This is a genomic window from Mesorhizobium sp. WSM4311 (genome assembly GCF_002295115.1).
In the GTDB taxonomy this organism is placed as follows: domain Bacteria; phylum Pseudomonadota; class Alphaproteobacteria; order Rhizobiales; family Rhizobiaceae; genus Mesorhizobium.
In genome coordinates this window covers 77,134-90,217 of the sequence record NZ_NSFV01000006.1, presented here as the reverse complement: position 1 = coordinate 90,217, position 13,084 = coordinate 77,134, and the positions used below count along the sequence as shown (strand labels likewise).

General features: G+C 62.3%; 11 protein-coding genes. 2 read left to right on the top strand and 9 right to left on the bottom strand.

The features are described from left to right. Positions 1 to 38: 38 nt before the first annotated feature. Positions 39 to 1,133: a serine protease gene (locus tag CK226_RS17420; RefSeq protein ID WP_095792578.1), complete on the bottom strand. Its 1,095-nt coding sequence runs from the start codon at positions 1,131 to 1,133 to the stop codon at positions 39 to 41. Between the two features lie 402 nt (positions 1,134 to 1,535). On the opposite strand from CK226_RS17420, the gene CK226_RS17415 reads away from it, so the two are divergent. Next, a complete protein-coding gene (locus CK226_RS17415; RefSeq protein ID WP_095792577.1) occupies positions 1,536 to 2,633 on the top strand; it encodes a trypsin-like serine protease in 1,098 nt (365 codons plus the stop codon). A gap of 108 nt (positions 2,634 to 2,741) precedes the next feature. Here the strand turns inward: CK226_RS17415 and mgrA are convergent, their stop codons facing one another. From mgrA to CK226_RS17380, 7 genes are all read right to left on the bottom strand, one after another. Continuing rightward, complete coding sequence (mgrA, locus tag CK226_RS17410) at positions 2,742 to 3,788, bottom strand: L-glyceraldehyde 3-phosphate reductase (protein ID WP_095792576.1); 1,047 nt, start codon at positions 3,786 to 3,788, stop codon at positions 2,742 to 2,744. A gap of 133 nt (positions 3,789 to 3,921) precedes the next feature. Then, positions 3,922 to 5,061 (bottom strand): Gfo/Idh/MocA family oxidoreductase, encoded by a 1,140-nt coding sequence (locus CK226_RS17405; RefSeq protein WP_095772443.1) that lies wholly within the window; start codon positions 5,059 to 5,061, stop codon positions 3,922 to 3,924. Between the two features lie 11 nt (positions 5,062 to 5,072). Next, a complete protein-coding gene (locus tag CK226_RS17400; protein WP_095787094.1) occupies positions 5,073 to 5,819 on the bottom strand; it encodes a sugar phosphate isomerase/epimerase in 747 nt (248 codons plus the stop codon). Positions 5,820 to 5,873: 54 nt separating this feature from the next. Then, positions 5,874 to 6,977, bottom strand: coding sequence for a sn-glycerol-3-phosphate ABC transporter ATP-binding protein UgpC (gene ugpC, locus CK226_RS17395; protein WP_095772717.1), 1,104 nt, complete (start codon positions 6,975 to 6,977; stop codon positions 5,874 to 5,876). Positions 6,978 to 6,979: 2 nt separating this feature from the next. Further along, positions 6,980 to 7,915 carry a carbohydrate ABC transporter permease gene (locus tag CK226_RS17390; protein ID WP_095772441.1) on the bottom strand — a complete coding sequence of 312 codons (936 nt, stop codon included), beginning with the start codon at positions 7,913 to 7,915 and terminating at the stop codon, positions 6,980 to 6,982. Then, complete coding sequence (locus CK226_RS17385; RefSeq protein ID WP_027047408.1) at positions 7,908 to 8,801, bottom strand: sugar ABC transporter permease; 894 nt, start codon at positions 8,799 to 8,801, stop codon at positions 7,908 to 7,910. Before CK226_RS17385 ends, CK226_RS17390 begins: the two co-directional genes overlap by 8 nt. 86 nt (positions 8,802 to 8,887) lie before the next feature. Further along, positions 8,888 to 10,126, bottom strand: a complete 1,239-nt coding sequence (locus CK226_RS17380) for an ABC transporter substrate-binding protein (protein WP_095787095.1) — start codon at positions 10,124 to 10,126, stop codon at positions 8,888 to 8,890. A 407-nt stretch (positions 10,127 to 10,533) separates the two neighbouring features. Here CK226_RS17380 and CK226_RS17375 point away from each other — a divergent pair, with 407 nt between their 5' ends. Next, on the top strand, positions 10,534 to 11,586 hold the full coding sequence (locus tag CK226_RS17375) for a LacI family DNA-binding transcriptional regulator (RefSeq protein ID WP_095792575.1): 1,053 nt from the start codon (positions 10,534 to 10,536) through the stop codon (positions 11,584 to 11,586). Here the strand turns inward: CK226_RS17375 and gndA are convergent. Further along, entirely contained in the window at positions 11,583 to 13,010 is a 1,428-nt protein-coding gene (gndA, locus tag CK226_RS17370; protein WP_095792574.1) for an NADP-dependent phosphogluconate dehydrogenase, read from the bottom strand. The two genes, CK226_RS17375 and gndA, sit on opposite strands and share 4 nt — an antisense overlap. Between the last annotated feature and the right edge of the window lie 74 nt (positions 13,011 to 13,084).

Below are 13,084 nucleotides of genomic sequence, written 5' to 3'. Positions count from 1 at the left end.
TGACCCGCCGCCTTGTCTTCACTGCGAGCGCGCAGCGCCTATTTGTACAGGCTGTTGATCCACTGGACGTTGGCGGCGTTCAGGCGCACGGCGGTGTTCGCGTCGGGGCTTTCCGCCACGTTGACGCCGGTGATGATGCGCTGCTTGGACTTGGTGTCGTAGGCATAGACCGAGCTGCCGCTCGATCCCGGGAACGTATCGCAGTCATACTGGAAATATTCCGGAGCGATGTTCTCGGCATGCACTTCGCAGTTGGCCTTCCACATCGTGCCCATCGGCTTGTCGCCGGGATAGCCGACGAGGTTGGCGGTGAAGTCGCCGAGATCGTCATAATTGGCGTAACCCAGCCAGCCGAGGTTGGTGCCGACATCCTGCTTCAGCGTGATGATGCCGAGATCCCACGGGATCACCGAGCCGTAATAGCCCTGGTAGTTGTCGATGAAGCCCTGCAGCACATAGGCGCTTTCATAGGTGAAGGCGCCGAACGGTGCGTCGTCGGCAGTGCTGCCGTTGAGGCCTGGCACGAACAGATACTCGGAGAGCCAGTCCTTGTCCTCATGGCTGTAGAGGCAATGCGCCGCGGTGAGCACCGTGCGCGGGCCGATCAGCGTTGCAGAACAGCTGCCATAGCTGCCCGTCTTCGTCGATTTGGCTTCCAGATAGCCAATGGCCGAGAACGGGTAGGTCTTGGTGTTCTTGACCTGCTCGCGATCATCGGGGCCGAAAACCTGGCGCCCGGCCTCACCTTCGCCGAGCCCGGGGTCCTCGGTCTTGCGCTCAGCCCCGTCCGCGCCATTGGCCGGCGCGTTCAGTTCCTTGATGATGAGCTCGCGCAGCGCTTCGCTTGGTTCGATCTTGATCTCCTTGCCATCGGCGGAACGCCCGACGATGCCATAGGATTTGACAGCCGCCTTCTCGTCGGCGAGCGGCGCGGCGCGGCTGTCTTCATCAGTAAGCTGTGGTGTCGTCATCGGTTTTGCTCGGCCCGCCTTGAAGTCGCCCGAAGTAACGTCCCGCATGCTTTCGCCATTGCCGGCACTGGCGGACCCAGGGTCGGCGGCGAAAACCGGGACCGTCCACATTGCGGTGGAAAGCAAAGCGAACGCAAAGAGTGCGTTTGTCAGTTTTGTCATGGTGAGACTCTCCCAAAAGTCAGCAAGGACTGGATCAAAATACAGAAATATTGTCGAGATCGTGGTGACGCCGAAAAATGAGTCTACCCGCCGGCATTCCCCGCGAGCGTTGTTCTAGGCTGTCATTTTCAAGGCCCCCGCCAAAAAAACTCTGCAACGGTATACTGCCTAAAATAATCCAAGATTGGCAATGACAAATCGCTTCCACGTAGCCCGTGGGGGGCTATAGGATTTTGTGCGGGTTCTGCTCGCGGGCACGGTTAGCAAAAGTGGGATTCGGTTTCGTGACTGATCGCGGGCCATTTCGATACGGCACGCGTGCGGGTCGCTGAACCGGCAACACCTCCTTGCACAAATGCCCTGCGTCCGATCCGCGCGGGAGAACTGTCTGAGGAGGTTCAGGTGCACATCACAAATCGGTTCGGGCCAATCGTTGCCGCATCGCTGCTTGGTATTGCCGCTGCCTTCGTATCGATCAACCAAGGCCGGGCGGATGAAAGCACCGCAAGGCCCGAAGCGGCGGTCTCGCCGATGCAGCGGGTGACCGAGGCCAGGGCCAAGGCGGCCGCCGAGAACCCTGACGGCGCCGACCGGGTCTATGGCGGCAACCAGGCCGAAAAGGGCGCCTATCCGTTCCAGGTCGCGCTGCTCACCACCGCCAGGCTGGACGAGAACCCGGCCTCGCAGGCCAATGCGCAATTCTGCGGCGGCAGCCTGATCGCCCCGCAATGGGTGCTGACGGCGGCGCACTGCCTCAATGACAAGGGTCGGCCGATCTCGCCGGATTCAGTGACCGTGCTGACCGGCGCCACCGACCTCAGCGAAGGCAAGCGCCACAAGGTGGTGGAGGTTATCGTCAACGAAGGCTACAGCGAGCAGACGCTCGACAACGACCTCGGCCTGCTCCGGCTTGCCGAGCCGGCCGATGCGCCGACCATCAAGCTTACCCGCGAGGCGACACCCGACACCGGCAAGACCACCGTCACCGGCTGGGGCAAGATGCAGGACGGAACGTTCCCGACAACGCTGATGGTCGCCGACCTCGATCTGCAGCCGAACAGCGCCTGCAACACCGGCATCAAGGCCATCTATGCGCATGATTTGAAGGCGGCACTAGGCGATCTGTCCCACCGCATGCGCTATTCGGAAAAGGGCATCGATGCGGCCGCCAATGCGATTGCCGCCGATATGACCGACCCGCTGACCGGCAACATGATCTGCGCCGGCACCACCAGCGGTGTGCGCGATGCCTGCAATGGCGACAGCGGCGGCCCGCTGTTCATGACCGGCGCCGACGGCCCGGTTCAGGTCGGCGTCGTCAGCTGGGGCGAAGGTCCCGCCGACGGCAGTGCGGCCTGCGGCCACAAGGACGCCTATGGCATCTACACGCGGCTGGCCAACTACGGCGGCTGGATCGAGACGAAGATGAAGACCCTTGCTCCCGCGCCGGAAAAGCCGAAAGCCGGGCTGGGCACCGCGCAGAAGCCGAAGACGCCCTGAAGGCCTGGCCATTTTGCCCGACATTTTGCTTGTCGTGAAAACGGCGGGAGAGATTCCCGCCGTTTTCATTTGCCGGGCCGTTTTCATTTGCCGGTTTGTCCGACAGCTCTATTTCCTCGGCGGGCCTTTGCGCTCGGCGGAGGCTGCCCACAGGTTGATGTCGGATTCGCGCGCGTAGCTATCGATTTCGGCCAATTCGGCATCGCTGAAGTCGAGCACTTTCAGGGCGCCGACGCAGTCCTCGACCTGCTCCGGCCGGCTGGCGCCGATCAGCGCCGACGTCACCTTGCCCTTGCGCAGCACCCAGGCCAGCGCCATCTGCGCCAGCGTCTGGCCGCGCTTGCCGGCGATGGCGTTGAGCGCCTTGATGTTGGCGATGGTGCGGTCGTTGATGAAGGCCGACTTCAGCGACTTGCCCTGGGAGGCGCGGCTACCTTCAGGGATGCCGCCAAGATATTTGTCGGTGAGCATGCCCTGGGCCAGCGGCGAGAACACGATCGAGCCGACGCCGAGCCCCTCCAGCGTGTCGAGCAGGCCGTCTTCCTCGACCCAGCGGTTCAGCATCGAATAGCTCGGCTGGTGGATGATGCAGGGCGTGCCGAGCCGCTTGAGGATGTCGGCGGCTTCGCGGGTGCGCTGCGAGTTGTAGGACGAGATGCCGGCATAGAGCGCCTTGCCCGAGCGCACCGCATGGTCGAGCGCCCCCATGGTTTCCTCCAGCGGCGTGTCGGGATCGAAGCGGTGCGAGTAGAAGATGTCGACATAGTCGAGCCCCATCCGCTTCAGGCTCTGATCGAGGCTGGCCAGCATGTATTTGCGCCCGCCCCATTCACCGTAAGGGCCGGCCCACATTTCGTAGCCGGCCTTGGTCGAGATGATCAGCTCGTCGCGATAGGCGGAAAAATCGGTGCGCAGGATCTCGCCGAAAGCGGTCTCGGCCGAGCCGGGCGGCGGTCCGTAATTGTTGGCGAGGTCGAAATGGGTGATGCCGAGATCGAACGCCTTGCGCACGATCGCCTGCTTGGTCTTGTGCGGCGTGTCATTGCCGAAATTGTGCCACAGGCCGAGCGAGATCGCCGGCAGCTTGAGGCCGGAGCGCCCGCAGCGGTTGTAGATCATTTTTTCGTAGCGATTTTCGGCAGCGACATAGGGCATGGGAAAAGATCCTCGAAACTGAACAGACCGGGCAGCTTCATCGCAAAGGCGGTGAGACGGCCCGGCGCCCTTTTACCCTCTCCCCGGCCGAACGGGGAGAGGGACAACTCAAAATTATCGATAATCCTTGCGCCTACTTCTTCGCCAGCAGTTCCTTGGCCGCCTTGACGCCAAGTGCCGCCGGCCGCTCGCAAGTGGTCTGCATGGCCACGAACTTGCCAGTTTCGCCGGAACGCAGGATGCCGGTCATGACATCGACGGCATGCAGCGCCAGCTCCATCGAGCAACGATGCGGCCGGCCCTCGACTATTGCCAATGCCATGTCGGCGAGACCCGCCGTGCGGTAGTTGGCCATCATGCCCTGGCCGTGCATTTCGTTGGGCACGCCAAGCGGGTGCTTCCATTTCGGCAGCTTCTTGACCGGCTTGCCGTCTTCGGTGAAGCGCACGTCGCCGCCGAAGAAATTCGGATCCGGCACGAACACCGTGCCGGCTTCGCCATAGAGTTCCATCGGCGCGTGGCCGTGAGCCCAGACGTCCCAGCTGGTGTTCAACGTCACCACGGCGCCATTCTCGAATTCCAGCAGGCCATGGATCGTCGTCGGCGTGTTGACCGGGATTTTTTCGCCCGCACGCGGTTTCGATGAAATCGTCCGCTCCTTGGCCGGGGTTGTCGCAAAGGCCGCCACCTGTTTTACCGGCCCGATCAGCTGGATCAGATTGGTGATGTAATACGGTCCGATATCGAGCACCGGTCCGGCGCCCGGCTGGAAGAAGAAATCCGGATTGGGGTGCCAATGCTCCATGCCGTGACCCATGACATGGCAGGTGCCGCTGGTGATCTTGCCGAGCTTGCCCTCATCGATCAGCTCACGCACCAGCTGGTGCGCGCCGCCGAGGAACGTGTCGGGCGCCGAGCCGATGCGCAGCCCCTTCTTTTCAGCCCGCGCCTTGAGGTCCTGGCCCTCTTCGAGCGAGAGCACGAACGGCTTTTCCGAATAGACGTGCTTGCCGGCATCGAGCACGCGTTTCGACACCTCGTAATGCACCGCCGGTATCGTCAGGTTGACGATGATGTCGATGTCGTCGGCCTTGAGCAGATCCTCGACGGCTTCGGCGCGCAGGTTGAACTCCTTCGCCCGCGCCCTGGCCGCGTCCATGTTGATGTCGGCGCAAGCGCGCATCTCGATGCCGCGAAACAGCGGCGCCAGCGAGAAATACGCCTTCGAGATGTTGCCGCAGCCGATGACGCCAATACCCAGTTTCTTTGCCATGATGATTGTTCCTAGTAAGCCTTGACGGATGCGATCGAGCGGCTGGCGAAGCGCTCGATGTCGTTGGGGTTGTCCTGCTCCATGACAAAGTATTTTGCAGCGCTCTTGGCCCGCAACACCTTGATCAGGTTGGCCCAGTCGATCGTGCCGTGGCCGACGTCCGACCAACCATCCTCGTCCAGCCCTTCGCCCGGCCTGGCGATATCCTTTACATGCACGGCGACGATGCGCTTGCCGTGCCTTTCGATCCAGGGCAGCGGATCGGCGCCGCCGCGCACCACCCAGGCAAGGTCCATCTCCCAGCCGATATCGGGAGCGGAAGACAGGATGTGATCCTGCGGCACCGAACCGTCGGCAAGGGCCTTGAACTCGAAATCATGGTTGTGCCAGGCAAAGCCGTAGCCGGCTTTCGAGGCGACCTCGCCGACCTTGGCCAGGCGCTCGCCAAAGCCGCGCCAGCCGGCGGCGTCGGACGGCCTGTCCTCGGCCATCAGATAGGGGCAGATCAGAAGCTTGATGCCCAGCGCTTCGGCCGTTTTGCGCACGCCGTCGAAATCCTTCTCCAGCGCATCGATGGAGAAATGCCCGGTCGGCATCGAAAGCCCGTTCTTGTCGAGTTCCGCGCGGAAGGCCTTGGGATTTTCATAGACGCCGCCGAAGCCTTCGACTTGCGCGTAGCCGAGCTTGCCGAGCGTCGCGAGCACGCCCTCCCAGGGTTGAAAATTGCGGGCGCTGTAAAGTTGGAATGACCAGTTCATCGTCTCTGTCCGTTCTGCTTGGTAGGGTGGGTTCTTGGGAGGAGGGCTTGGGGGCTATAGGCGGTTGCCGGATGGGGTGTCGAACAGCGAGGCGCGGGCGGGGTCAAAGCCGATCCGGATTGGATCGCCGGTGCGCAGCGTCTTTTCCGCCTCTACGCGGAAGGAAAAATTGCGGCCGCCGAGCTTGGTCCACACCAGCGTGTCGGAGCCCATCGGCTCGACGATCTCGACGGATGACTCGGCGGTGAACGGCATGGCCTTGGCCGCATCTCCAAAGGCGACGTGCTCGGGCCTGATGCCGAACACACAGGGCTTGCCCGCGCTGCCGCGATCCTTGTCGAACTCATAGCGGTCGAGCGGTATCGAAACCCCGTCGGCGGTGAACGCCGCGGCATCGCCAGCTGCAAGTTGACCCTCGACGAAATTCATTGCCGGCGAACCGAGGAATCCGGCGACAAAGCGATTAACCGGACGGTTGTAGATCGTTTGCGGCGCGTCGAGCTGTTGGATGACCCCGCCCTTCATCACCGCGATCCGGTCGGCCAGGGTCATCGCCTCGATCTGGTCGTGGGTGACGTAGATCATGGTGTTCTGCAATCTGCGATGCAGCAGCTTGATTTCGACGCGCAATTCGGATCGCAGCTTGGCGTCAAGATTGGACAGCGGTTCGTCGAACAGGAACACATCGACATCGCGCACCAGCGCCCGCCCGATCGCCACGCGCTGCCGCTGGCCGCCGGACAGCGCGGAGGGCTTGCGTTGCAGCAGCGGTTCGATCTGCAAGATCTCCGCGGCGCGCGCGATGCGCTTGGCGATTTCGTCCTTGGGCAGGCCCGCGACGCGCAGGCCGAAGGACAGGTTCTTCTCCACCGTCATCTGCGGATAGAGCGCATAGGACTGGAATACCATGCCGATGCCGCGATCCTTGGGCTCTTCCCAGGTGACGTTCTTCCCCTTGATGAAGATGCGGCCCTTCGAAATGTCGAGCAGCCCGGCAATGCAGTTGAGCAAGGTCGACTTGCCACAGCCAGAGGGTCCCAGGAGCACGATGAACTCGCCCTCGGCGATATCGAGGTCGAGTGTCTGCAGGACCGACACCGCACCATAGTTCAGCGACAGGTTCTGGATCGATACGCTGGGGTTCGCGATTTCAGCCATCATCACCCTTTCACCGCGCCGGCAGCGATGCCACGCACGAAAAGCCTGCCGGAAATGAAATAGATAACGAGCGGCACCAGCCCGGTCAGGATGGTCGCCGCCATATTGACGTTGTATTCCTTCACGCCCTGCACGGAGTTGACGATGTTGTTGAGCTGAACCGTCATCGGATAGGTGTCGGGACGCGTGTAGACGACGCCGAACAGGAAGTCGTTCCAGATGCCTGTCACCTGCAGGATGACGGCGACGACGAAGATCGGCAGCGACATCGGCAGCATGATGCGCAGATAGATGCCCCAGAAACCGGCCCCGTCGACACGCGCTGCCCGGAACAATTCCTCCGGCATGGAGGTGAAATAGTTGCGGAACAGCAATGTCAGGATCGGCATGCCGAAAATGGAATGGACGATCACCAGGCCGCTCAGGCTGCCATAGAGGCCGATCTCGCGCAGGATGATGACGATCGGGTAGATCATCACCTGATAGGGGATGAAGGCACCGACGATCAGGATGATGAAGAACGTGTCGGCGCCCTTGAAGCGCCAGTTGGCCAGCGCATAGCCGTTTACCGAGGCGATCGCGATCGACAGGATCACCGAAGGTACGGTGATACGAACGGAGTTCCAGAAGCCGCGCGAAAGTCCGTCGCAGTTAAGGCCGGTGCAGGCCGTCGACCATGCCTTGACCCAGGGCTCGAAAGTGATCTCGAGCGGGGGCGAGAAGATGTTGCCGAGGCGGATTTCCGGCATGCCCTTGAGCGAGGTGACGATCATCACATAGAGCGGCAGGAGGTAGTAGAGCGCCGCCACGATGAGCGTGCCATAGAGGAAGATGTTGCGGCGCGAGAAGATGTGACGCGGCTTCGGTCCGCTCGGTCCCGAGGCATCGGCTTGGACGGCGCCGGACGGCGCGGACAGGGAAACGGCTTGGTCAGACACGCTTCCTGCCTCCGAATTCGAGATAGGCCCACGGCACGATGACGATCATCACCGAGAGCAGCATCATGGTCGAGGCTGCGAAACCCTGGCCGAGATTCTGGGCGAAAAACATGTAGTCGTAGACATACTTTGCCGGCACTTCGGAGGCGATGCCGGGTCCGCCGCTGGTCTGGGCGACGACAAGGTCGTAGACCTTGACGATGCCGGACGCGATGATGACGAGCGTGGTGATGAAGACCGGTCGCATCATCGGGATGATGATGAACAGATAGGTCTTCCACATCGGAATCCCGTCCACCCGCGCGGCCTTCCAGATATCCTCGTCTATGCCGCGCAGGCCGGCCAGCATCAGGCACATGATCAGCCCGGTGCCCTGCCAGAGCGCGGCGATCGATATGCCGTAGATGACGATGCTGGAATTGTAGAGCGGATCGAAAGCGAAGCTCGTCCAGCCGAGGTTTCGTATCACGCCCTGGATGCCGAAGTCAGGATTGAGCAGCCATTGCCAGACAAGGCCGGTGACGATGAAGGAAAGCGCGAAGGGATAGAGAAAGATGGTACGGAACGTATCCTCGAAACGGATCTTCTGGTCGAGCAGGGCAGCGAGGATGAAACCGATCACCAGCGAGAAAACCAGCGAGATCACACCATAGATCAGCAGGTTCTCGATCGAGATCAGCCAGCGCGGGGTCGCCCACAACCGGTAATACTGGTCGAGGCCGACGAAATTCAGCCGCGGCAACAGCTTCGAATTGGTGAAGGAATAGAGCACCGTCCACGCCGTGCCGCCGACGAATACCACCAGCGCGGTGAGGATCATGGGGATCGACGCGACCTTCGCATTGAGATTGCGAAACAGTCGGCTCGGGCGTTCGCTCTTGCTCATCGGTGCAGCCATGCTGGATCGGGTAAGAGCCCGCCCTCCCGGCCCTGGAGTTCACCGGACCGGGAGGAAGGGAGTTGCCGGCGGTATCAGTCCGCCGTGGCGATGATGTCGGCGAAGCGCTTCTGCGCCTCTTCCACGGTCATCTCGGGCTTGGCGAAGAATTCGGAGAACAGGTCCTCCTTCTGCTTCTGGCTGTCTTGCGAAAGCAGCTGATCGGTCCATGGGATCACGGCACCCTTGGCCAGGATGGCGAGACCCTTCTTCATGCAGTCATTGGCAGCGTTAAGGTCGACGTCGCCACGCACCGGCAGCGAGCCCTTCTTGAGATTGAAGGCGACCTGGGTCTTGGGATCGAGCAAGGTTTCGGCCAGGACTTCCTGCGCCTTTGACTTGTCGGCATCCTTGAGCACCGGGAAATAGAAGGCATCACCACCCGTGGCAATGACCTCGTTCAGGCCAAGGCCGGGAAGACAGGTATAGTCCTTGCCGGCGGTCTTGCCGGCAACCTGGAACTCGCCCTGCGCCCAGTCACCCATGATCTGGCCGCCGGCCTTGCCGGTGATGACCATGTTGGTGGCCTGGTTCCAGTCCTGCACATTGGTGTTCTTGGCCATCTTGCGCGCATCGTCGGCCGCCTTGAACACCTTGGCGACTTCGGGGCCGGCTGCGAACTTGGCGTCCTTGTCCTTGTAGACCTTGAGGAAGGTGTCGGTGCCGCCGACCGCTGCAAGCAGCACGTCGAAAGCGCCGGACGACTGCCAGGCCTGCCCGCCCACTGCCAGCGGCACGATGCCTGCCTTCTCGAGCGCCGGGGCGGCGGCCACATACTCATTCCAGTCCTTTGGCACCGGCACGCCGGCCTTCTGGAAGGCCTCGTTCGAGAGCCACAGCCACTGCCAGGAGTGGATGTTGACGGGCACGCAATAAATCTTGCCGCCGATGGTGCAGCTGTCGAGCAGGCTCTTCGGTCGTACGACCTCTGTCCACTTGCCCTTGGTGGCGACATCGGTCAGGTCGCGCATCAGGCCGGCCTGCACCAGTTCTTCCGCTTGCCGGCCGTGATTGAACTGGGTGGCGCCCATCGGGTCGCCGCCGGTGATCCGGCTGATCATGATCGGCCGTGCCGTGCCGCCGGAGCCGGCAATGGCGCCGTCGACCCAGTGGTTGCCGGTGGCGTCGAATGCCTTGGCGAGTTCCGCAACCGCCGCCGCCTCGCCGCCGGAAGTCCACCAATGAGTGACTTCCAGGTCCGTCGCGGCGGCCGGGCCGGCGAACTGCAGCGCTGCCGTGGCCGCCAGGGCAGCGGTCAAAAGTTTGTATCGCATTTCGGTTCCTCCCAGAATCTGAAACGTTACAGATTTTCGATACGGCAATTGCGTGGATGACGCAACCCCAGGCGTGGAGACCGTTCGATATTTTTTCGAGTCGCGAATAAAATCTGCCGAGCGAGCTTGTCGTTGTGCGCCGCAATATGAGCAATTGCAGTGCAAAATAGGAAAAGGTTCGTGAAAGCCGGCAAAGAGCGTCGCCAAGACGGCGTTTCGCTCTGGATTCTCAAGGGAATTCGCGACTCCATGTCGTCCTGCGAATTCGCTCGCCAGCGCGGTGCAATTGGCAATCTGTAACGTTTCAGTATATTGACGGATTGCCGGGCTTGAAATCATGCCACGCCGCCAATCACGGCGATTGCCGACCCGGCCTGCGGCTGCTATGCGCCTGATGGGCGGGACGAATGGACAGACGGAATACGGAAAAGAACGAGGAAGCGTCGGCGCAGGAGCGGCCAACGCTGAAGACGCTTGCCTTCATGACCGGGCTGGGCGTCACCACAGTGTCGCGCGCCTTGAAGGATGCCCCTGAGATCGGCGCCGAAACCAGGCGCCGCGTCCAGCTCGTCGCCAAGCAGATCGGCTACCGCCCGAACCGCGCCGGCGTCAGGCTCAGAACCGGCAAGACCAATGTCATCAGCCTCGTGCTCAACACCGAGCAGGAGATCATGAGTTTCGTCTCCGACATCATCTACGGCGTCTCGGAAGTCATTGCCGACACGCCCTACCATCTGATCGTCACGCCCTATTCGCGCTCGCAGGATCCGCTCGACCCGATACGCTACCTGGTCGAGACCGGCTCGGCCGACGGCGTCATCATTTCACGCACGCAGCCGAACGATCCCCGGGCCCGCTACATGCTGGAGCGCGGCATTCCGTTTGCCACGCATGGCCGCACCGAGATGGGGCTGGTCCACCCCTATCATGATTTCGACAATCACGCCTTCGCGGTCGAAGCCGTACGGCGCCTTGCGAGCATGGGACGCCGCAAGCTTGCTTTGCTGACGCCACCCGTCGGACTGACCTATTACGGCCATACGGTAAACGGCTTTGCCGATGCGCTGAGCGAGGTTGGCGCCAGCGAGATCCCGTTCAGCACCGTATCGATCGACCATTCGATCGAACAGATCAGGACGAGGACCGCGCAGTTGATGCGCCGCGACATCAGGCCGGACGGCTTTGTCAGCAGCGCCGCCGCCGCCACCCTTGCGCTCGTCGCCGGCATCGAGGATGCCGGCCTCAAGCTTGGCCGCGACGTCGACATCGTCTCCAAGCAGTCATCGGACCTTTTGCATCTGTTCCGGCCCGAACTGCTGATCGTCAATGAGAACTTCCGGCTGGCGGGCTCCGAACTCGCCCGCTCCGTGCTCGGTTGGATCAGCGGCGCCGCACCCGGCTCCCTGCAAAGTCTCAGCGTGCCGGGCGAGGTCCTGGCCTACAATCGCACCCCGGACTAACCGGCAGCGCCACTGCCCCACGGACCGTGGAAGGCACCCTGCTCGCCGATGCGTTCGAAGCCATGCGCGCCGAAGAAGTCACGCTGCGCCTGGATCAGGTTCGAGGTGCCGCGGCCCTGGCGATAGCTGTCGAAATAGGCAAGTGCGGAAGACAGCGCCGGCACCGGCGCACCGGCCTCGGAAGCCCTCGCCACGATACGCCGCAGCGACGGATGCGCTTCCTGCATCAAGCTGATGAAAGCGGGCGCCATCAAGAGATTGGTCGAAGCGCCGCCGCTGCTGAAGGCCTCGGCCATCGTATCCAGCATCTGCGAGCGGATGATGCAGCCGGCGCGCCAGATCCTGGCGATGGTTGGCATCGGCAGGTTCCAGTTGAACTCCTTCGAGGCGCCGCTCATCACCGCGAAACCCTGCGCATAAGCCGCGATCTTGCCGGCGAACAGCGCCAGTTCGAGATCTTTCAGCAGCGCATCCTTGTCGCCGGAAATCTTCGATACCCCGATGTTGCCATAGGCTTTCTCGGCCGCCAGCCGCTCGTCCTTGATCGACGACAGCACACGGGCCGCCACGGCCGCCTCGATCGCGGTCGCCGGAATGCCGAGTTGCTGCGCCTCGATGACCGACCATTTGCCGGTGCCCTTCTGGCCGGCGCGGTCGAGGATGATGTCGACCACCGGCTTGCCGGTCTTGGGATCGTCGGCGGCGAGCACCTTGGCGGTGATCTCGATCAGGTAGGAGTTCAGCCGGCCCTTGTTCCAGTTGGAGAACACCGCGCCGATGTCCTTCGGGCCCATGCCCAGGCCATCGCGCAGAATGCCGTAGATTTCGGCGATCATCTGCATGTCGGCATATTCGATACCGTTGTGGATCGTCTTGACGAAGTGGCCGGCGCCATCGGTGCCGAGCCAGGCGGCACAGGGTTCGTCCTTGAACTTGGCGGAGATGGCGGTCAGCACTTTTTCGACCCGCTTCCACGAATCCTCCGTGCCGCCGACCATGATCGACGGGCCATGGCGCGCGCCCTCCTCGCCGCCGGACACGCCCATGCCGATGAAGGTCAGGCCCGAGCCGGACAGTTCGGAGAAGCGCCGCATCGTATCGCGGAAATTGGCGTTGCCGGCATCGATGACGATGTCATTGCCGGACAGCACGCCGCGCAAGGCTTCGATCTGTTCATCGACCGGTTTGCCGGCCAGCACCATGATGATGATCGGGCGCGGCGGCCGGATCGCGGCGGCAAGTTCTTCCAGGCTGTAGCAGGGCACAACCATGTTCTTCAGCGCGCCGGCATTCTCGACGAAGGCGTCGGTGCGTGCCCGGGTGCGGTTGAAGACGGCAATGCGGTGCCCGTGCTCGGCGATGTTCAGCGCCAGGTTGGAGCCCATCGTACCAAGGCCGATCAGGCCGATTTCGGCTTTTTCCATCGTTTCTTCCCTGCTTTCGGATCTTGTTGGTTGGAGCCCGCGATTTTGCCGGATGCCCGTTCTTCCCGGGATGA

Coding starts and splice junctions, on each gene's coding strand:
- mgrA (WP_095792576.1), bottom strand. CDS start 3,788: ATGCCCTATGTCGCTGCCGAAAATCGCTACGAAAAAATGATCTACAAC.
- ugpC (WP_095772717.1), bottom strand. CDS start 6,977: ATGGCTGAAATCGCGAACCCCAGCGTATCGATCCAGAACCTGTCGCTG.
- CK226_RS17420 (WP_095792578.1), bottom strand. CDS start 1,133: ATGACAAAACTGACAAACGCACTCTTTGCGTTCGCTTTGCTTTCCACC.
- CK226_RS17405 (WP_095772443.1), bottom strand. CDS start 5,061: ATGGCAAAGAAACTGGGTATTGGCGTCATCGGCTGCGGCAACATCTCG.
- CK226_RS17375 (WP_095792575.1), top strand. CDS start 10,534: ATGGACAGACGGAATACGGAAAAGAACGAGGAAGCGTCGGCGCAGGAG.
- CK226_RS17385 (WP_027047408.1), bottom strand. CDS start 8,801: ATGAGCAAGAGCGAACGCCCGAGCCGACTGTTTCGCAATCTCAATGCG.
- CK226_RS17400 (WP_095787094.1), bottom strand. CDS start 5,819: ATGAACTGGTCATTCCAACTTTACAGCGCCCGCAATTTTCAACCCTGG.
- gndA (WP_095792574.1), bottom strand. CDS start 13,010: ATGGAAAAAGCCGAAATCGGCCTGATCGGCCTTGGTACGATGGGCTCC.
- CK226_RS17380 (WP_095787095.1), bottom strand. CDS start 10,126: ATGCGATACAAACTTTTGACCGCTGCCCTGGCGGCCACGGCAGCGCTG.